The organism is Flammeovirga yaeyamensis, assembly GCF_018736045.1.
GTDB lineage: Bacteria > Bacteroidota > Bacteroidia > Cytophagales > Flammeovirgaceae > Flammeovirga > Flammeovirga yaeyamensis.
In genome coordinates this window covers 1,156,539-1,176,259 of record NZ_CP076132.1, presented here as the reverse complement: position 1 = coordinate 1,176,259, position 19,721 = coordinate 1,156,539, and the positions used below count along the sequence as shown (strand labels likewise).

Here is a 19,721-nt window from a genome sequence, read left to right as displayed (position 1 = left end):
GACTCCCTGATAATCAAGAATCTGAACTACGGTCACTCATTCCTTTTTGATAGCATTTTCTACATCTTGCTTCATAGGAATCTGTTTCTCCTAGAAGAACCTGATCCTTTGATGCAGATAATCGGTAGGAATATAATGCCGGTTCACCACATTTCACACAAATAGCGTGCAACTTTGTAACATATTCAGCAATTGCCATTAATTGTGGCATAGGTTCGAACGGATTCCCTTGAAAATCCATGTCTAAACCACATACAATAATACGATGCCCTTTGTTGGCTAAGTCAACACAAACATCGACTAAAGTCTGATCAAAAAACTGTGCTTCGTCAATAGCTATAACTTCATTTTTGCCAACATATTGTGTAATCTCCCCTGCAGTTTTCACTGGAGTAGAAATAATTGAGTTAGAATTATGAGATACTACGTTTTCTTCGTGATATCTTGTATCCACAGCAGGTTTAAAAATATGTACTGTTTGTTTTGCAATTGTTGCTCTATTTACTCTTCTAATAAGTTCTTCAGTTTTACCTGAAAACATGGAGCCACACACTACTTCTATCCAGCCAATTGCCTTCTCGTCTGATCGGTCGTTAAATCTAGGTTCTACAAACATTTTGATACAGTTGAATTATTAGTTTGCAAAGGTACAATTTTGTCTGAACCAATAACTATTAATGTATCAATTCATTTGTTAACTTTGCAAAGTAAGATTAAGGATGGGCATTCGATATGAAAGAAGATAAAAAAGTATTAATTGTGGTGGTTGGGCCAACAGCAGTTGGTAAGACAGATTTTTGTGTAAAATTAGCACAAGAATTAAAAACAGAAGTGGTGTATGCCGATTCCCGTCAATTTTTCAAAGAAATGCAAATTGGTACTGCTCGACCAACAGAAGAGGAAATGCAAGACATTCCCCATCATTTTGTTGGGCATCTAAGTATCAATCAAGAATATAGTTTCGGACATTATGAAAAAGATACACTTGCTTTATTAGAGGATCTTTTTCAAAAACATCAAACAGTCATTCTTTCCGGAGGATCGGGCATGTATGTGGATGCTGTATGCAAAGGGATCGACCCAATGCCTACGTCTCAACCCGAAATTCGAAATAAGCTTAATCAACAATTCAAAGACGAAGGTATTCAACCTTTGCTCGATCAATTAAAAATCAAAGATCCTGAATATTATGAAGTGGTCGATAGAGCAAATACACAGCGTGTGATTAGAGCTCTAGAGGTCATTGAAATTACAGGTAAAACCTATACAAGTCAAAGAAACAAAGCTTCAGTACAACGACCTTTTGATATTATCACTATTGGATTAGACAGAGACCGACAAGAATTGTATGATAGAATCAATTTTAGAATGGATTTGATGCTAAAAAATGGTTTGGTCGAAGAAGTTGAACGACTTAAAGAATACAAAACACACAACGCCTTACAGACTGTAGGGTACAAAGAAATTTTTGATTTTTGGGATCAAAAACACGATTGGAAAGAAACGGTTGAACTACTTAAAAGAAATAGCAGAAGATATGCTAAGAAACAGTTAAGTTGGTTCCGAAGAAACCCTAACACCCATTGGGCACACCCAGATCAATTAAAAGAAGTAATAGAGTACTTGAATGAAAAAATTAACCAATAACGCTCCATTTTTCCTAAAAGAAGGAGACCCGTTATCCGCTTTATTTACAGCCGCATCCGAAGGAATTGTAATTATCAACAGAAAAGGAATCATTATAGGTGTGAACCCGATGGCCGAAAAAACATTTGGTTATGGCCAAAACGAACTCATCGATCAACCTATAGAAACACTCGTTCCTGATAGCTTAAAAAAAACACACGTATCGTTTAGAAACAGCTCTTTTGAACAACCTAAAATGCGTACTAAAGGTGATGGAAAAGAATTTCAGGCTCAGAAAAAAGACGGGTCTACTTTTATTGTAGAGATATCGATTAGTCCTCTAGAAATTGAAGGAGAACATTATTATACGGCCTTTGTAAATGATATTACAAAGAGAAAAATTGCAGAAAAAGAAGTCATCGAACAGCGTCAACTTTTGGAATATTATGCTGATTATGCTCCAGCTGCCATTGCTATGTTGGATTTAGAATTAAAATATCTAGTAGCAAGTGCTCGTTGGAAAAAAACAATTTTAGATTCTAGACAAGATTTGTCTGATGTAATAGGCCATAGTATTACGGAAGACTATTACTTTAAGGAAGATTGGAAAAATATTTTCCAAAATGTTTTATTGGGTCAAAAAACAGGCATCCAACTCGATCATATTCAAAAATTCAATGGGGATACGGTTTGTATTGAATGGGAAGCCCACCCTTGGTACAACAACGACAGAGAAATTAGTGGAATCATCATTTTTGCAGAGGATGTAACTACTCGAATTGAAAACGAGAATAAAGTACAGCAATATCTACAAGAATTGATTTCTAAAAATAGAGAATTGGAAGACTTTGCTTATGTGAGTTCACATGACTTACAGGAGCCTTTAAGAAAAATTCGTGCTTTTGGGGATCGACTTCAAAAGAAAGAAAAAGAAAATCTTTCTGATAAAGGAAAAGATTACATCGATAGAATGTTGAGCTCTGCGGAAAGAATGCAACAATTAATTTCTGATTTATTACGCTTCTCGAGGATATCATCAAAGGCTAAACCGTTTGGAGAAATTGACTTGAATAAGATCCTGGAGGACGTTTTATCTGACTTGGAAATATCAATTACTGATTCGAATGCAGAAATTAACCTTCCTGATTTACCAACAATAAAAGGGGACGAAACTCAGCTGAGACAACTGTTTCAAAATTTAATTTCAAATGCCATCAAATTTAAACAAGATGATCTTGACCCGGTTGTGAAAATCACGTTTAAAGAAGATGAAAATCAACCTAACTTTATTTATATTTCGGTAGAAGATAATGGAATCGGATTCGATCAAAAATACAGTGATAGAATATTTCAGATTTTTCAACGACTAGAAGGTAGAAAATACAATGGTTCTGGAATTGGTCTTGCGATCTGTAAAAAAATTGCTCAACGACATGGAGGGGATATTACAGCAGAAAGTGTGATTAATAAAGGGACGGTATTTACTATTAGTATGCAAACAAATATTGAGAACGGAACTTACTAAACTATTTAGTTTATTTTTTACATAGACTTACCAAACATAACTTTCATTTTATGAACAATTATCTAACGCCCATGAATATTATTTGTGCTGAAGACGATCCTGATGATCGTATGATGACACAAGAAGCTTTTGATGAATGTGAATTAAAAGGTGATCTTACTTTTGTCGAAAATGGAGAGGAATTAATGAGTTATTTAAATCGGAATAAACAATTTCAAGAACTTGAAAACCAATGTTTACCTGATTTAATTTTACTTGACCTCAACATGCCTAAAAAAGATGGCAAAGACTGCATTAGTGAGATCAAAAAAGACCCAACATTAAAAAAAATCCCAATAGTGGTTTTAACAACTTCAAACGATGAGGATGATATCCTAAAAACTTATAACTTAGGGGTTAGTTCGTATATTACTAAACCGGTACAGTTTGATGCCATGGTGGATATCTTTAAAACCATTCATCAATATTGGTTCAACACTGTCCGTTTACCAAAAAATTAAAAAACCATTTATTAAATGCCCTTCTCTAATATATTAGAACAACCAAGTGCTACCATAAAAGTACTTTTAATCGATGATGATGAAGACGACTACATCATTACCGAAGATATTTTAGAAGAAATACCCTTTCGTAATTATTCATTAGAATGGGAGCCTAATTATGACAAGGCACTTGAAAAAGTGATGAGTGGTGATTATGATGTTTATATAGTCGATTACCTTCTTGGAGCTAAAAGTGGTCTTGATTTAATTATCGAATCACTTGATAGAACCGGAAGACATCTACCTTTTATTCTACTTACAGGACAAGGTGATGTAAAAGTCGATGAACAAGCGATGACTGCCGGTGCATCTGATTATTTGGTAAAAGGAAAAATGACTTATCAACAACTTGAAAGAGCGATAAGACATAGTATTCTACATAGTTCGAACATCAACCATATTAAAGAACTAAACGAACAATTAGAACAACGTGTTCAAGACAGAACAAGACAGCTGGATAAAGCTATTAAAACTTTACAACGTTCTAACGAGGATCTTGAACTCCAAATAAATGAGAGAAAAAAAGCGGAAGAGGAACTCGTAAGGAGTCAGGCGATCTATAAAGTAATTGCCCACAACTTCCCTTATGGTATTGTTGCTGTACTCGACGAAAATTTACATTATATATTTGCAGACGGTAAAGGTTTTAAAGACCTTGAACTTGACTCTAAAAAAATAATTGGAGCTCGTTTCTTTGAATTTTTATCAAGAAATGACCCTGCAATGGCTGATGTTTATACTCAAAAATTTGAGCTCACAAAACAGGTCATTGATTCTGGCGAGGAAATAATATTTGAGTTTGATTACAAGGACATCAAGTACTCTGTGATTATTGTCCCTATTAAGAATAGTCGACAGCAAACCAAACAACTTTTAGTGGTAATGTTGAACATTACCCAGCAAAGAAAAGCAGAAAAAGAAATCCTAAAATCACTCAAAAAAGAAAGACAACTAAACGAGTTAAAAAGTCGATTTGTTTCTATGGCTTCTCATGAATTTAGAACGCCTCTTAGCACGATATTATCCTCTGTTTCTTTGATTTCTAGATACACATCTCTAGAACAAGCCGAAAAAAGGGAAAAACATATTAAAAGAATCAAATCTTCCGTTAACAATCTTACACAAATTTTGAATGATTTCCTTTCTATTAGTAAATTGGAGGAAGGAAAGGCAAAAGTGCATATTTCCACTATTCAGATTTACGATTTTATAGAAAATATCTGTGATGAAATGATTCCTGTAAAGAAGCAGGGACAAAAAATTATCATTTCTCATAATGGAGAGGAAAAGATTAAATCTGATCCTCAGATTTTAAAAAACATCATCATCAATTTACTATCAAATGCTATAAAATATTCGAGGATTGGTGATCGTATTTGGGTAGATTCTGAAGTAAACGAAGAAACATTTTCTATTAGCATAAGAGATGAAGGAATGGGTATTCCTGAAAAGGAACAAGTTCACCTATTCGACCGATTCTTCCGTGCTGAGAATGCTATAAATATACAGGGTACTGGACTAGGACTAAACATTGTTAGTAAGTACCTTGAGATGTTAAAAGGTGCGATTGACTTTGTTTCGAAAGAGGAACAGGGCACAACATTTACTGTAACAATACCGAAAAATTAGTTTATAAATATGAAAAAGATACTTCTGATCGAAGACAATCCTGAGATGAGAGAGAATACCTCAGAAATCTTAGAATTATCAAATTACGAAGTTATTACAGCTGAAAACGGGAAGCTTGGTGTAGAAAAGGCTAGAGCAAACAATCCTGACTTAATCATTTGTGATATCATGATGCCTGAACTTGACGGTTACGGTGTTTTGTTTGCTTTAAGTAAAGACCCTAATACTGCTAGTATTCCGTTTATTTTCTTAACTGCAAAGGCAGAAAAATCAGACTTCAGAAAAGGAATGAGTCACGGTGCCGATGATTACATTTCTAAACCATTTGATGATGTTGAACTTCTAGACGCTATTGAAAGTCGCTTGAAAAAAAGTGATACTGTAAAAAAACGCTACGAGCAATCTGCCGATGGGTTTGATACATTCATTAGTGATGCAAGAGGAATGAATAACTTGGAAAAGTTGTCAGAAAATAGAAAATCTCGTGCTTACAAAAAGAAAAGTGTTCTTTTCTACGAAGGTGATCATCCAAATGCTTTACTTCAAGTTGTCAGCGGAAAAGTAAAAACATATAAAACTAACGAGGACGGTAAAGAATACATCACTGGTATTCATGGTGCTGGCGATTTCTTAGGCTATGTAGCCTTATTGAAAGACGTACCTTACCCTGAATCGGCAATGGTATTGGAAGAATGTGAAATTACTATGATTCCTAAAGAAGATTTCTTCTCATTGATTCATAATAATAGAGACGTTTCTCACTCTTTCATCAAGTTATTAACAAAAGAGGTAATCGAGCAAGAAGAGAAGTTATTGAAACTTGCTTATGGTTCTGTAAGACAACGTGTGGCAGAGGTATTACTTCAATTAGATAAGAGATATCAGCAAGGACCAAACGAAAGAATGTCGATCACTAGAGATGATTTGGCTAAAATCGTTGGTACAGCTAAAGAAACACTTATCCGTACGCTTTCTGACTTTAAAGATGAGCGTTTAATTGAAATCAAGGATAAGAATATTACTATAATTGACTTAGCAAAATTAGAGCGTTTGAGTAACTAATTTTAAGCCTCAATTATTTAAAAGGTCTAAAAAAACTTCTTTTTTAGACCTTTTTTATATCATTAAATTTCAATTTGTTAACATTTTAAGATGCAGTTATTAACTTTGCATTTTAAATTCTGTTATGAAAACTAACCGTGATTTAGTATATTCATAAACGGTAAGAAAGAAGATGAATTATTCACCTCTCTTCCAACTTAAACACGATAAAAAAACTGTTATCAAATCAACTTTTGATCAGATAACTATTTATATAATTGTTATATGACAAGTACTAAGGTACAATTTGCATTAAAAGACAAACTAAAAGAGGTATTTGGATATAATCAGTTTAGGGGCAACCAAGAAGTGATTATTACTCATATTCTTGAAAGAAAAAATACGTTTGTCATCATGCCAACAGGAGCGGGAAAATCTCTATGCTATCAGCTTCCCGCCTTAATGCAGGAAGGAACAGCTATTGTAATTTCTCCTTTAATTGCATTGATGAAAAACCAAGTCGACCAATTACAGGCCCTTGGGGTGAATGCTAGTTTTCTAAATTCTACGCTTTCTAAAAGTGAAGCGAATAAAGTAAAAAAGGAAACTCTTGAAGGTAAAACCAAGCTACTTTATGTGGCACCAGAATCATTAACTAAAGAAGCAAACATCGAATTACTTCAGAAATCGAATATATCCTTTATCGCTATTGATGAGGCCCACTGTATTTCTGAATGGGGACACGATTTCCGTCCTGAATATAGGAGAATTAAGCAGATTATAGAAGCTATTGGAGATCTACCAATTATTGCCTTAACAGCAACAGCGACTCCTAAAGTAAGAGCTGATATACAGAAAAACTTAAAGATGGAAGATGCGAATATATTCTTGTCTTCTTTCCATAGAGATAATCTGTATTATGAAGTTCATCCTAAAAAAGATCCAAAAGTACAGCTGATTAAATTTATTCGTCAGCATCAAAATAAATCGGGTATTGTATACTGCCTTAGCCGTAAAAAAGTAGAGGAAGTAGCCGAGTTTTTACGTATCAATGGTATCAATGCACAACCTTATCATGCTGGAATGGAATCGGGCACTCGTATGGCCAATCAAGATGCCTTCCTTAATGAGGATTGTGATGTTATTGTAGCCACTATTGCTTTTGGTATGGGTATCGATAAGCCTGATGTGCGTTTTGTTGTGCACTATGATGCACCAAAATCATTAGAGGGTTATTATCAAGAAACTGGCCGTGCTGGACGTGATGGTCTTGAATCTTACTGTATGATGCTTTACAGTCCTGAGGATGTTGCAAAACTAGAAAAATTCCACAAGGACAAATCAGTAACAGAAAGAGAAAATGTACACATACTACTACAGGAAATAAGCTATTATGCGAATTCTTCTGTTTGTAGAACTCGACAACTACTCCATTACTTTGGAGAAAAAGTAGATCACAATTGTGGACATTGCGACAACTGTAAAACAAAGCACACACGTTTTAATGCGAAAGATAAAATTCTACTTGCTTTAGAAGCTACATTTGAAACAGAAGAGAGATTTGGCATCAATCACATTTGCGATGTGATTACGGCTACTCCTTCCGACTATGTAGATAGCTATCACCATAATGAGTTAAACTGTTATGGTAAAGGTAAGGATGAAGACAATCAATATTGGGAGTCCATTATCAGACAATCCATGATTCATGGATTCTTGACTAAAGATGTGGATAACGTCACGATCATCAAAGTGACAGAAAAGGGAAAAGAATTCCAAAAAACACCTTTTGATATCGAATTCACACAAGATTACCAATGGCCAAGTGAATTAGAAGCACTCAACGAAGAAACTGTTGTCACCAATGCTTTTGATAAAGAGCTTTTTGATATTCTAAAAGCAAAAAGAAAGAAACTTGCCCATCAAAAAGGTATTCCACCATATGCGATCTTCCAAGAACCTTCTCTAGAAGAAATGGCCACAACCTACCCTACCAATACCGAAGAATTAATGCAAATTAATGGCGTTGGTGCAGGTAAAGCCAAAAAGTTCGGGAAACCATTTGTCGATATCATTGCTGATTATGTTGAACAAAATGAAATCACTACAGCTAAAGATGTAGTAGTGAAATCAACCGTCAATAAATCGAAGTCAAAAATCACTATCATTCAACATATTGATAGAAAACAAGATATTGAAGATATTGCCGAGACACTCAAAATATCTTTTGATGATGTTTTGGATGAAATCGAAAATATCTGTGACTCCGGCACCAAACTTAATCTTGATTATTACATTGAAACTATCATGGACGAAGACCGTATTGACGAAATCTATGATTATTTCATGAATGCTGACTCCGATTCTTTAGACGATGCGTTTGATGAACTTGATGAAGAAATTGGTGAGGATGAGATTCGTTTGGTGAGAGTGAAGTTCTTGTCTGAGGTGGCGAATTAGGATGAAGGATTAGGTAATAAGGAATAACTAATAGGTAAAAGGTAAGAAATAACTGATTTAAACTTCAATATAAAGCGTTGGTTCAGTCTTATTTGTAATGTCATTTTAATAATTATTAGTTATCACTTATTAGTTGTAAACAAAGAGCTCCTGAAATTATGTAAATTTCAGGAGCTCTTTGTTTACAAGAAATTCTGCCTACATAAACCCTCTATCTCTCATTAATGCTTTATAATCTGCATCACGACCTCTAAACATTCTATAAGCTTCTGCTGGATCTATGGCGTTTCTAGGAGCAAATAGATATTTCACTAATTTCTCTGCAATTTCTTTATCATAATATCCTTTTGGCGATTCTTCAAATAACTCTGCAGCATCAGAAGTTAATACATCAGCCCATAGGTAACCATAGTAAGCGGCAGCATAGCCTTCGCCTGAGAATACGTGACCAAATTGAGTTGATCTATGACGCATTACGATTTCTTTTGGTAAACCTAATTTGTCTAATGTCTCTTTCTCAAATGTGATCGGATCAATATTCGAAACATCAGTAGTGTGATATTTCATATCCATCAAAGCTGACGCTAAGTATTCTGTTGTAGAGAATCCTTGATTAAACGTCGCTGCAGCTTTAATTTTCTTCACTAATGCTTGTGGCATTGGCTCACCTGTCTTCACATGAGTTAAGAAGCCATTGATTACTTTATCAGTTGGCAACCATCTTTCCAATAACTGAGATTGAAATTCTGTATAATCTCTTACGCCGCTATTCGACTTTGGATATTTTACATTGGCTGATAAGAAGTGAAGTGCGTGCCCAAATTCATGGAAGAACGTTTCAGCATCTGACCAAGATACTAACGATACTTCTCCTGGAGCAGGCTTAATAAAGTTAGAATTGTTTGATGCTAGCACGATTTTCTTTCCTTCGAAAGATGTAAAGCTTCTGTATGTAGTTGCCCAAGCACCAGAACGTTTACCTTTTCTTGCATATGGATCTAAATACCACAAACCGATTAGTTCTCCGTTTTCTTTGTTTAATACTTCCCAAACACGAACGTCTTCATGGAATACAGGAACTTTACCTTTTGGTAATGCTTTGAATTCAAAACCGAAAAGTTCACCTGCTACCATAAACATTCCTTCTCTTAACTTTTCTAATTGAAGGTATTGTTTTACCTCATCAGAATCTAGATCGTATTTCGCTTTACGTACTTTCTCTGCATAATATCTGTAGTCCCAAGGCTCAATAGTTATTTTATCACCTCTCTTGTTAGCAACAGATTGCATATCTTTTACTTCTTTATGCACTGTCTTTACTGAAGCAGCCCATACCTTCTCCATCAAATCCATAGCATTTGCTGGATTCTTAGCCATACGATCTTGTAAACGCCAAGTCGCATAGTTAGCATAACCCATCAATTTCACTCTTTCATCTCTTAACTTAAGAATTTGAGCAATAATTTTATTGTTATCGTGCTCATCACGGTTATCTCCACGCTTGATGTAATTTGTCCAAACCTGCTTTCTTAACTCTCTTTCATCAGAATAAGTTAGGAAAGGTTCCATAAAAGATCTTGTATTCAATACAGCATACTGACCTTTCTTACCTCTTTCTTCTGCTTGTTTAGCTGCAGACTTTACAAAAGATTCTGGTAAACCGCTCAACTGTTTGTCAGTAAGGTAGACAACATAACTTTCTTCATCAGCTAAAACGTTATTAGAAAAATCAGAATATAAAGTAGATAATTCTTTATCGATTTCTGCATAACGCTTTTTCTTCTCAGCATTTAAATCAGCACCCTTCATTACAAAACCAATGTAATATAAATCTGTAATTCTTTGTGCTTCTTGCTCTAGAGGTGTTGTTTTACTATCTGCATGCACCTTTTTAATTCTTTGGTACAGCTTGTCATTTTGATTAATTTTTGATGAATAATCAGAAATGATAGGTGCCAATTCCTTTGCGATCTGACGAAGTTCAGGAGAAGACATATTCGATCTCCAAATCCCATAATAAGTAAATACTCTATCTAAGTCAGACCCTGCTTTTTCCATAGCTAAAATCGTGTTTTCAAAAGTAGCTGGGGCAGTATTATTCGAAATTTCATCAATTTCATTAAGATGAATTTCAATGCCCTTAACAATAGCTTCTTTTAAATCTGACACTTGCATTTTATCAAACGCAGGGGTTCCGCCATAAGGACCTTCCCACTCTTGTAATAGCATATTATCCGATGTTGTTTCTTTGTTGTTAGACGCTTTATCACACCCAAAAAGCAGGATGAATAAAGAAGTTATTCCAATAATTGAACGGAAATTGTTTTTCATTTTTGAAAATATATGGTTAATTAAATTATAGACCTATATCAGATAAATGATTATCTAAAATAGGCCATAGTCGAGTTTAAATATATGTTTACCTCTATCTTATAGTATTCGTATAGAGTCTAATTTATTCGTCGGGATTTCTGCGATCCAATCCCCAATGTAATTTTTTTCTAAGTGTATCTAAGAATTTTTCTCCACCACCAATGTTCACCAATTTGGCTTTAAATGGACATTTTTTCACTGCCAATTCAATAGATGCATCCACTGCTTCAGATCTTGAATCTAAAGACACTAAAAAGTTTTTACTTCTACCTTCAATCTCAAAAGAAATAACGCTTTTGTCTGAAATGATTAAAGGTCTTACATTTAAGTTATGTGGACATACCGGAGAGATAATAAAGTTCTCTGAGCCAGGAATAACGACAGGTCCTCCAACACTCAAAGAATATCCAGTAGATCCAGATGGTGTGGAAACAATTAAACCATCTGCCCAATAAGAATTGAGGTATTCTCCATTTAGATAAGTATGAACGACAATCATAGAGGAAGTATCTCTTTTAAGGATCGTAAATTCGTTTAATCCGAATTTAATTCCTCCAAATAAATCTTCTCTATCACTTACCAAAGTGAGCATTGTACGTTCTTCTATAGAAAAGAACCCATTGATCAATGCTTCTAGTGTATGCGTAAAATTCTCTCTTTGTATAGAAGCTAGGAATCCTAATCTACCAGCATTTACACCAACGATAGGTATCTCTAACTCCTGCACATAAGTAAGCGCTTCTAAAAGAGTTCCGTCTCCTCCAATAGAAATCATAAAATCTACCCCTCTAAGATGTTCTGTAGAGTTAAAAACAGGTAGAGACTTACCAATTTCAGGATCTATATTTCCGAGATAAAGTGCAAGACCATCAGAAATCATCAATTCAAATTCTTTTCTATTGAGAATTTCTTTGATGGCATTTATTAAAAAACCACTTCTCTCTTTTTCAAGTTTGCGACTGTGTAAAGCTAATTTCATTTTTAGAGTTCTAGGTAGCGCATCAGATTGTCCAATCGATCTTTAGAATCGTCTTTTCCTTCGGCAGAAGCAGAAGAATAAATCACGTTAAGACTAAAACGTTCGAATGTAGCCAATACAGCATCCACTTTCATTGTATTTAACTTTAGGGTAACGATCACCATTTTAGAGTCGTTATTATCCACTTCTACAAAAGAACTTAATATTTTGACATTATTTGTTTCTACCCAACGACTAAGATCTTCTAAAGAATAATGTATAGCTTCTATTCTAAGCACGACAATACTTCCTTCGATTTGATCCGCATGTAGTCTTGCCACCTTATCCATCATATCCTTGACGATAATGGTTCCATGATATTTATCCTCTTTATCAACAACAGGAATTATTTCTACATCGAATTCGTCTACAATTCTAAGGCAGTCATATAAATGTGTTGAGGGTAAAACAGAAACGTCTTCGTTTGATAATGGGAGTTTTACAGATTTTACTCCTTGGCTTAGGTCTAGGTCAAAAAAGTCTTGCTCCATAACCATACCTATATACTTGTCTTTTTTCAAGACAGGCAAGGATAGAATGTTATTTTCTTCGTAATAAGAAAACACACATTCTAAAGCGGTATCTGGGTGAATGGTTGGCAATGTAGTTGTCAACAAATCTTTTGCTAATTGCATATCATCTTAGTGTTTGATGAAAAGATATGTATATATAAACAATTTGGGAGATAAAAGTGTTGACAAAAATCAACATTTACCTCCCAAATTGGTTGTGCATTCGCACATTCTCATCCAAAAAAATGTATAACATTTAGAGAAAATGAGAAAGGTATCTCTAAACTTACATTATTGTTAGTTATTTCTCAAGAAATCGTCCACTAACATGTTAAATCTATTCGGATGTTCCATCATTGGTGCATGACAACACTTGTCGATAAAATGCAATTGTGAATTTGGTATCGATCGGTTAAACTCATGTCCTGCTGAAGGAGGAGTAATTGTATCGTTCAAGCCCCAAATCAATTGAGTAGGGCATTTGATGTTCTTTAATTCTTCACGAAGGTTATGCTTTTGTGCAGATCTTGCGTAATATACAATTCTTAAACACTTCGCATTATCAGATGTTACTTCATAACACTCATCTACTAATTCTTTAGAAGCTACTGCAGGATCGTAGAATGTGTAAGCAACTCTATCTTTAATAAAGTCATAAGAACCTCTTTTTGGATAAGATAATCCCATACCTGATTCGTACAAGCCAGAAGATCCTGTAAGGATAAGTTTCTTTACTCTTTCAGGGTTGGCTAATGTGTACAATAAAGCTACGTGACCACCTAAACTATTTCCTAAAAGAGAAAATTCGTTAAGCTCAAAGTCAGCGACAAATTTTTCTGTATAGGCAACAAGTCCTTCCAAATTCGATTCGTTTCTTGGTGAATCGTAAATTGGCAACATAGGAATTAATACACGATATCTCCCTGAAAAGTAACTAAGAACATCAGACCAGTTACTTAAAGCACCGAATAATCCGTGTAAGAGAATTAGTACTTCTCCTTCACCCTCATCTATGTATTTAAAACCGTGTTTTTCTCGGACAGTTAAACTCATTTCTTAAATAATTGCAATATTCATTGTAAAAATACGTGCAAAGATACGATTATATTTTTAGCTTTAGTAACTTATTATGAGTTGTTTATTAACATTTCATTCATTTACGTTACTCTCTTTACCAAAAAGAAGTGCTTCAAAGCTAGATAAGGTTAAAGCACCTTCTTTAAACACATTCAATAATCTACCCTTACCTTCTTGATTATCAATACTTATCTCTAATTCCTTTTGAAATTTATCGGACAAATACATTCCAAATCCCATGGAAGAAAACTTCGCTGGCTGTGCTGTAGTCTCCTCGACTATGCGTTCAACATCAACATAATTTAACGCAGAGTTCTCCTCAACGTAGCGTAATGCTTCGTTTTTTGTCCATAAAAAGTGATGAATACCTATATCACACCACATCAATAAGGCATTATTTAGTCTCCAAAAAGCATATAGTACTTGTTTTTCCTGAGAGGCATTTTTGTAGTAAGCAGATACATAAATATTCTTCCAAAATTCGGAAGTATAAGAGAGTTTTAGTTCTCTTCTAAACAAAGGAATAGTACTATTTTTTATTTTAGTATCAGACCATTCATGCAAAGCATAAGTAGATACCGCATACGTCTCAAGCATGTATGTTTCATAATCACTTAATGATTTATTGATATAAACATGCCCCTTTCTACTATTATCAAAACTTCCCTCACAATAAAAAGGTTCAAAAGAAAAGTTTCGAACGTACTCTGGAAAGTAGCTCACTTCTATAGGCAATTTTGATCCCTCAACCATTCTTGGTGACTGATTGTAGGCCTCATAAAAGTTAACAATAGAGTTTTTCGTTTTTTGAAGAGGATATCTTTTTATAAAATGATGGAATCGGTCTTGCAATTTACCATCAGGTATTCCTAAAGAATCTAACAGCGTATTTACTTTTTGCTTCTCTACTCTTACCATCTTTTTGGCCATATAATTGAGGTTTCTAGGTCGGTATTCTCCTTCTATTTCCTCTTTATTTAAACCTAAATGATATTGGAGTAAATGCCTGTAATAATTGTCGCCTTCCTTGCCAAAACGCATCAAAGTAATCTCTTCTTCTGCTTGAAATTCCAATTCTTCCAAAGTTCTTTTAAGTGCATCAAAAGATGGAATAACGGCACCTTCAATGGCCTTTTTAGCTCTATATTTTAATTCGGGTAACTGACTAATGAGGTTCTCATCCTCTATCTTTTCAAGCTTATTGATAAAATCAACATAGAAAATATTCTCCTCTAATGGAGCAGAAAGAAATGCTTCTAGCTGTAAATTGATGAGTCTTAAAGTACTCTTTGGAGGCAAAGCTTGACCATCATTAATATTAAAATGATGAATACTCTCTTCTAACGATTCAAAGGGTCTTCGGTATAAAATACCTTTTGATGTAATCTGATCTTCAGCAGCATTCGGATATAAACTCTTTCCGGAGATCAATTCAGATACTTTATTTTGAATTTCCTCTAATCTGCTCACATAATTATAGGCTTGATTGACATTGTCAATGGTATGGTTGTTCACCATAAACAATGGTAACTGTACCTGAATACCTGTAATCTGATCAATTGGATATTTTACATTCTTATAAATCCAACGATCCAGAATGCTTACATCCATAATAAATTCAAAAGTCTCCCTGGATAATTCTTCTTGTTCCGTTAGACCTTGTTGATCGTAACGATTCAAAAATTCCAACTCTCCTTTCAGGTATTCAAAATCTCTTTTGCTCTGAATGGTGGACTCATTATTTAAATGACTTTCTAGGGTTTCTGGAGCATAAGGCCACTTAAATGCTTTCGTTTTCGTCAATAACTCAGGGTGAGTTAAAGTGTATTCGTAGAAAAAACGATCGAGCAAGGTATACATTTTTGATGGGCGGAAATACCAATTATTTAATACATCGCCTACCATATAAAAAAGTAAAGAAAAGATTATGGTACGTAGATATAATCCCCATCTTTTTTTAATATGAAGAGTTAATTTTTGGAGGATATAATCTCGGTATATTTTATTGAATTTCATTCTTTGATAAAAAAACCTTATTCTTACTTTTCTATGAAGTCAACTTTAAAGTAATTTTAAGCTGATTTTTAAAATGTTAGCAGAAAACTTCAACAAAAAAAGTTGAAATACTTCTAAATTTGCAAATACTAGGCTAATAAATATTAACAGAATAGAACTTATTCATTGATAATAAGTTATTTAATTAAACTTCGCACCTGAAATTTGAAAAATAAAGAGCAAAAAATAGATCAAATAGTATTAGAGACACTTTCATTCGAACATCTCTTTTCTGTAGCTTTAGAAAGCGGACAACCATTTGCCGCTTGGAAAATGCCTTTTGAAAATACACAAAGCATTGTGGTCTCATTACAAAAAGAGGCATTAAAAGTATCTGCTGATCTTGAAGAATTACCGAATGGTTTCTTGGCCCACCCTTTTCAAGCGAAAGACAAGCAAGCTTATTTAATTCCTGCTGATATTTATTATACCACCGAAATGGATCATATTGACTTTTCGAATTCATATGATTTATCCATTAAGGAAAGAGTAGAACACGAAATACACAGTTTTGATCCCGACCAGCCTTTAAAAAGGTGGAAAGGTAATATGTTGAAAGAACATTTCCCTCCTACTTCCAAAGAACACTTTACTTCTATCGTTGCAGAAAGCGTAGAAGCAATGCAAAACGAAGAGTTTACTAAAGTAGTGTTATCAAGAACAAAAGAGGCAAAACTAAAAGAAGATTTTTCTCCTTTTGAGTTCTTTCAGAAGTTAAGTGAATCTTACCCTGCCGCATTTGTATCTATCTGTTACATTCCAAATGTTGGCCTTTGGTTGGGTGCTTCTCCAGAAACTTTAATTAGCGTAGATGAGCACGGTATTTTTAAAACTGTTGCCTTGGCTGGCACTCAAGCGAGTAACGGCATCTCTCCTAAAGAAGCTTCATGGAAAAGTAAAGAAATTGAGGAACAGGCTTTAGTTAGTAGATATATCATCAATTGCTTTAAAAAGATTCGATTGAGAGAGTTTGAAGAAATTGGTCCTAGAACAGTTGCAGCCGCTCACCTTTTACACTTATGTACAGAGTTTAAAGTAGATACTAAAACAACTAATTTTCCACAATTAGGCACTGTGATGTTAGATTTACTTCATCCTACTTCTGCTGTATGCGGAATGCCAAAAGAAATTGCTACCGATTTTATTCTTCGGAACGAACAATATAACCGTTCTATTTACAGTGGTTACATTGGTCCAATTGGCTTGGAAAATAGACATCATTTATTCGTTAATTTAAGATGTCTACAGCTTTTTAATGATCATGCCCTTCTGTATGCAGGTGCCGGAATAACAGCCGATTCAGATCCTGAAAAAGAATGGAACGAAACTGAAATAAAGATGGATACGATGCTTAAACATCTAAATTCATAAAAATAAACCCCTATTTTTGTAAGGAAAAGTGTTTTCAATTGTCTAATAAACTGAAAACACTTTTTTTATACCCTTTCTTATCTACACTTATGAAAAAGATTATCACTTTCATCTTATTGATGACCCTACAAGTTTACAGTTACGCCCAAGAAAAAGATATTTACGCTAAATACGGAATTAAAGTAGAGACTTTACAGCCTGGATTAAATGTAGGTGATACTGCCCCGGATTTTAGTGGCACTGACCAAAATGGGGAGAAAATTATGCTTTCAGAAATGGTAAAAGACGGTCCTGTTATCGTGAATTTCTTTAGAGGAAGTTGGTGTCCGTCTTGTTACAAACATCTTAAATCCATCAGAGATTCTTTAGATTACATTTATGATACAGGTGCTAAAATCGTCATGGTAAGCCCTGAAGAAAAAGAAAGTTTAGACAAATTTGCGGTAAAGAAAAAGTTTACTTTCCCTATGATATCAGATACTGATATGAGTGTAATGAACAACTACAAAGTAACTTTTGAAGTGACAGAAAAGTATCAGAAAAAAATCAAAACCTTTTTAATGACAGACATTGCAGCAAATAACGCATTACATAATGCTTCCCTGCCTGTTCCTGCCACATATATTGTCGATAAAAACATGAAAATTATCGCCAAACAATACAATCCTCAATACAGTATTCGTATGTCCCCTACAGCGATGATAGAAGCTATAAATGCTGAACAATAATTCCCTCTTATCCTTACTTTTTGATACGGATAATTTGAATGATCGTTCAGAATGAAAATTATTACTAAAAAAAGCAACGAAATCACTGTTGTACATAGTGTTTTTTACTATAAATGATTAATATTGATGTGAGATACTTTTTAATAAAGTATCTCATATTTTTTAAACGTGGTTTTATCAAAGGAAATCTTTGGTAAGATCAAGTTTTAAAGGCTTTCTGATAAAGTTTGCTTTGATGGTTTCTGTAGGATAGATCTATTAAATTTTAACCATCAGAAATCGGTATTATCTCTGAATTATTATCCCACTACTATGTCAACAGGACAAGGAGAATTTATAGTTGAAGGTGGTCACCGCTTAAAAGGCGAAATTACACCTCAAGGTGCAAAAAATGAGGCACTACAGATTTTGTGTGCCGTACTCTTAACGGAAGAAAAAGTAACTATACACAACATCCCCAATATTATTGATGTCATGAAACTGATTGACATCTTAAAAGATTTCGGGGTAAAAGTGAAAAAAATAGGAGAAGGATCTTTTGAGTTTATCGCTAAGGATGTAAATATTGATCATTTACAAACTGAAGAATATTCTCAAAAAGCTTCTAAACTACGTGGTTCTATCATGGTATTAGGACCATTATTAGCTCGTTTTGGTAAAGGTAAAATTCCTAAGCCGGGTGGAGATAAAATTGGACGTAGAAGATTAGATACTCACTTCTTAGGTTTCAAAACTTTAGGAGCAAAATTCGATTATACAAAAGACGGTTTCTTCAAAATTGATGCTACGGACCTTCATGGTTCATACATCTTACTAGACGAACCCTCTGTAACAGGTACTGCCAATGTAATTATGGCAGCTGTAATGGCAAAAGGGAAAACCACTCTTTACAACGCTGCTTGTGAACCATACATCCAACAATTATGTAAAATGTTGAACCGTATGGGGGCTAACATTACTGGACATGGATCGAATTTACTAACTATTGAAGGAGTAGAAAGATTGGGTGGAACAACTCACACAATGCTTCCGGATATGATTGAAATTGGTAGTTTCATTGGTTTAGCAGCCATGACTCAATCTGAAATCACCATCAAAAACTGTCGTATTGATGAGCTTGGACAAATTCCAACGGTATTTAAGCGTTTAGGTATCCAAATGGAATTTAGAGGAGATGATATCTTTATCCCTGCTCAGGATTCTTATCAATTAGACCGTTTTATCGATGGTTCTATCCTTACAGTGGCCGACGGCCCTTGGCCATTATTCACTCCCGATTTATTAAGTATTGTATTGGTAACTGCTATTCAAGCAAAAGGTACAGTGCTAGTACATCAGAAAATGTTCGAAAGTCGTTTGTTCTTCGTGGATAAGCTTATTGATATGGGTGCACAAATCATCCTGAACGATCCGCATAGAGCTACTGTTATTGGTATGAACAGACAGTCGAATTTAAAAGGAATCAGAATGAGTTCTCCTGATATTAGAGCAGGTGTAGCATTATTAATCGCTGCCTTATCTGCCGAAGGAACTTCTGTGATTTCCAACATTGATCAGATCGATCGTGGATATCAAGATATCGAAGGTCGTTTAAAGGCACTTGGTGCTAAAATAGAAAGACGTTAATTGAGGCTAATCCCTCATCTTATTGAAATTGTAGGGACGTTGTAAGGTCAGTACGGACTACAATTAGTACGGACGTTGCAGTGCAACGTCCCTACATAGTTTCGATATAAATAAAATAACTATCAAAATATTATTGTG

At 34.5% G+C, this 19,721-nt stretch carries 15 protein-coding genes; 9 read left to right on the top strand and 6 right to left on the bottom strand.

Translation table 11 applies throughout. The features are described from left to right. Window positions 1–13: 13 nt before the first annotated feature. Window positions 14–616, bottom strand: a complete 603-nt coding sequence (locus tag KMW28_RS04565) for a thymidine kinase (RefSeq protein ID WP_066209887.1) — start codon at window positions 614–616, stop codon at window positions 14–16. Between the two features lie 116 nt (window positions 617–732). Between KMW28_RS04565 and miaA the strand changes: the two genes are divergently transcribed. The 6 genes from miaA to recQ all read left to right on the top strand — a co-directional run bounded on the left by miaA (window position 733) and on the right by recQ (window position 8,823). Next, on the top strand, window positions 733–1,647 hold the full coding sequence (gene miaA, locus KMW28_RS04560; protein ID WP_169664344.1) for a tRNA (adenosine(37)-N6)-dimethylallyltransferase MiaA: 915 nt from the start codon (window positions 733–735) through the stop codon (window positions 1,645–1,647). Continuing rightward, on the top strand, window positions 1,628–3,151 hold the full coding sequence (locus KMW28_RS04555) for a PAS domain-containing sensor histidine kinase (protein ID WP_169664343.1): 1,524 nt from the start codon (window positions 1,628–1,630) through the stop codon (window positions 3,149–3,151). Before miaA ends, KMW28_RS04555 begins: the two co-directional genes overlap by 20 nt. A gap of 50 nt (window positions 3,152–3,201) precedes the next feature. Beyond that, the gene (locus KMW28_RS04550; RefSeq protein WP_169664342.1) at window positions 3,202–3,651 is read left to right on the top strand and encodes a response regulator; all 450 of its coding nucleotides are present in this window, start codon (window positions 3,202–3,204) and stop codon (window positions 3,649–3,651) included. A 15-nt stretch (window positions 3,652–3,666) separates the two neighbouring features. After that, window positions 3,667–5,322: a sensor histidine kinase gene (locus KMW28_RS04545; RefSeq protein WP_169664341.1), complete on the top strand. Its 1,656-nt coding sequence runs from the start codon at window positions 3,667–3,669 to the stop codon at window positions 5,320–5,322. 9 nt (window positions 5,323–5,331) lie between these two features. Next, window positions 5,332–6,384 (top strand): response regulator, encoded by a 1,053-nt coding sequence (locus KMW28_RS04540; protein ID WP_066209898.1) that lies wholly within the window; start codon window positions 5,332–5,334, stop codon window positions 6,382–6,384. A gap of 264 nt (window positions 6,385–6,648) precedes the next feature. Next, entirely contained in the window at window positions 6,649–8,823 is a 2,175-nt protein-coding gene (gene recQ, locus KMW28_RS04535; protein ID WP_169664340.1) for a DNA helicase RecQ, read from the top strand. 198 nt (window positions 8,824–9,021) lie between these two features. Here the strand turns inward: recQ and KMW28_RS04530 are convergent, their stop codons facing one another. From KMW28_RS04530 to KMW28_RS04510, 5 genes are all read right to left on the bottom strand, one after another. Next, complete coding sequence (locus KMW28_RS04530) at window positions 9,022–11,154, bottom strand: M3 family metallopeptidase (protein WP_169664339.1); 2,133 nt, start codon at window positions 11,152–11,154, stop codon at window positions 9,022–9,024. A 124-nt stretch (window positions 11,155–11,278) separates the two neighbouring features. Further along, the gene (locus KMW28_RS04525) at window positions 11,279–12,175 is read right to left on the bottom strand and encodes an NAD kinase (RefSeq protein WP_169664338.1); all 897 of its coding nucleotides are present in this window, start codon (window positions 12,173–12,175) and stop codon (window positions 11,279–11,281) included. Window positions 12,176–12,177: 2 nt separating this feature from the next. Next, a complete protein-coding gene (locus tag KMW28_RS04520; RefSeq protein WP_066209905.1) occupies window positions 12,178–12,849 on the bottom strand; it encodes a CBS domain-containing protein in 672 nt (223 codons plus the stop codon). A 174-nt stretch (window positions 12,850–13,023) separates the two neighbouring features. Continuing rightward, window positions 13,024–13,779 carry an alpha/beta fold hydrolase gene (locus KMW28_RS04515; protein WP_066209907.1) on the bottom strand — a complete coding sequence of 252 codons (756 nt, stop codon included), beginning with the start codon at window positions 13,777–13,779 and terminating at the stop codon, window positions 13,024–13,026. 96 nt (window positions 13,780–13,875) lie between these two features. Continuing rightward, a complete protein-coding gene (locus tag KMW28_RS04510) occupies window positions 13,876–15,663 on the bottom strand; it encodes a DUF885 family protein (protein ID WP_169664337.1) in 1,788 nt (595 codons plus the stop codon). Window positions 15,664–16,023: 360 nt separating this feature from the next. Here KMW28_RS04510 and KMW28_RS04505 point away from each other — a divergent pair, with 360 nt between their 5' ends. From KMW28_RS04505 to murA, 3 genes are all read left to right on the top strand, one after another. After that, on the top strand, window positions 16,024–17,229 hold the full coding sequence (locus tag KMW28_RS04505) for a chorismate-binding protein (RefSeq protein WP_169664336.1): 1,206 nt from the start codon (window positions 16,024–16,026) through the stop codon (window positions 17,227–17,229). 89 nt (window positions 17,230–17,318) lie between these two features. After that, complete coding sequence (locus KMW28_RS04500) at window positions 17,319–17,957, top strand: peroxiredoxin family protein (RefSeq protein WP_169664335.1); 639 nt, start codon at window positions 17,319–17,321, stop codon at window positions 17,955–17,957. 312 nt (window positions 17,958–18,269) lie between these two features. Continuing rightward, window positions 18,270–19,583 (top strand): UDP-N-acetylglucosamine 1-carboxyvinyltransferase, encoded by a 1,314-nt coding sequence (gene murA / locus KMW28_RS04495; RefSeq protein WP_066209915.1) that lies wholly within the window; start codon window positions 18,270–18,272, stop codon window positions 19,581–19,583. The last annotated feature ends 138 nt before the right edge of the window (window positions 19,584–19,721 follow it).

Coding starts and splice junctions, on each gene's coding strand:
- recQ (WP_169664340.1), top strand. CDS start 6,649: ATGACAAGTACTAAGGTACAATTTGCATTAAAAGACAAACTAAAAGAG.
- KMW28_RS04545 (WP_169664341.1), top strand. CDS start 3,667: ATGCCCTTCTCTAATATATTAGAACAACCAAGTGCTACCATAAAAGTA.
- KMW28_RS04555 (WP_169664343.1), top strand. CDS start 1,628: ATGAAAAAATTAACCAATAACGCTCCATTTTTCCTAAAAGAAGGAGAC.
- murA (WP_066209915.1), top strand. CDS start 18,270: ATGTCAACAGGACAAGGAGAATTTATAGTTGAAGGTGGTCACCGCTTA.
- KMW28_RS04540 (WP_066209898.1), top strand. CDS start 5,332: ATGAAAAAGATACTTCTGATCGAAGACAATCCTGAGATGAGAGAGAAT.
- KMW28_RS04515 (WP_066209907.1), bottom strand. CDS start 13,779: ATGAGTTTAACTGTCCGAGAAAAACACGGTTTTAAATACATAGATGAG.
- KMW28_RS04550 (WP_169664342.1), top strand. CDS start 3,202: ATGAACAATTATCTAACGCCCATGAATATTATTTGTGCTGAAGACGAT.
- KMW28_RS04525 (WP_169664338.1), bottom strand. CDS start 12,175: ATGAAATTAGCTTTACACAGTCGCAAACTTGAAAAAGAGAGAAGTGGT.
- KMW28_RS04520 (WP_066209905.1), bottom strand. CDS start 12,849: ATGCAATTAGCAAAAGATTTGTTGACAACTACATTGCCAACCATTCAC.
- KMW28_RS04510 (WP_169664337.1), bottom strand. CDS start 15,663: ATGTATACCTTGCTCGATCGTTTTTTCTACGAATACACTTTAACTCAC.
- KMW28_RS04565 (WP_066209887.1), bottom strand. CDS start 616: ATGTTTGTAGAACCTAGATTTAACGACCGATCAGACGAGAAGGCAATT.
- KMW28_RS04530 (WP_169664339.1), bottom strand. CDS start 11,154: ATGAAAAACAATTTCCGTTCAATTATTGGAATAACTTCTTTATTCATC.
- KMW28_RS04500 (WP_169664335.1), top strand. CDS start 17,319: ATGAAAAAGATTATCACTTTCATCTTATTGATGACCCTACAAGTTTAC.
- miaA (WP_169664344.1), top strand. CDS start 733: ATGAAAGAAGATAAAAAAGTATTAATTGTGGTGGTTGGGCCAACAGCA.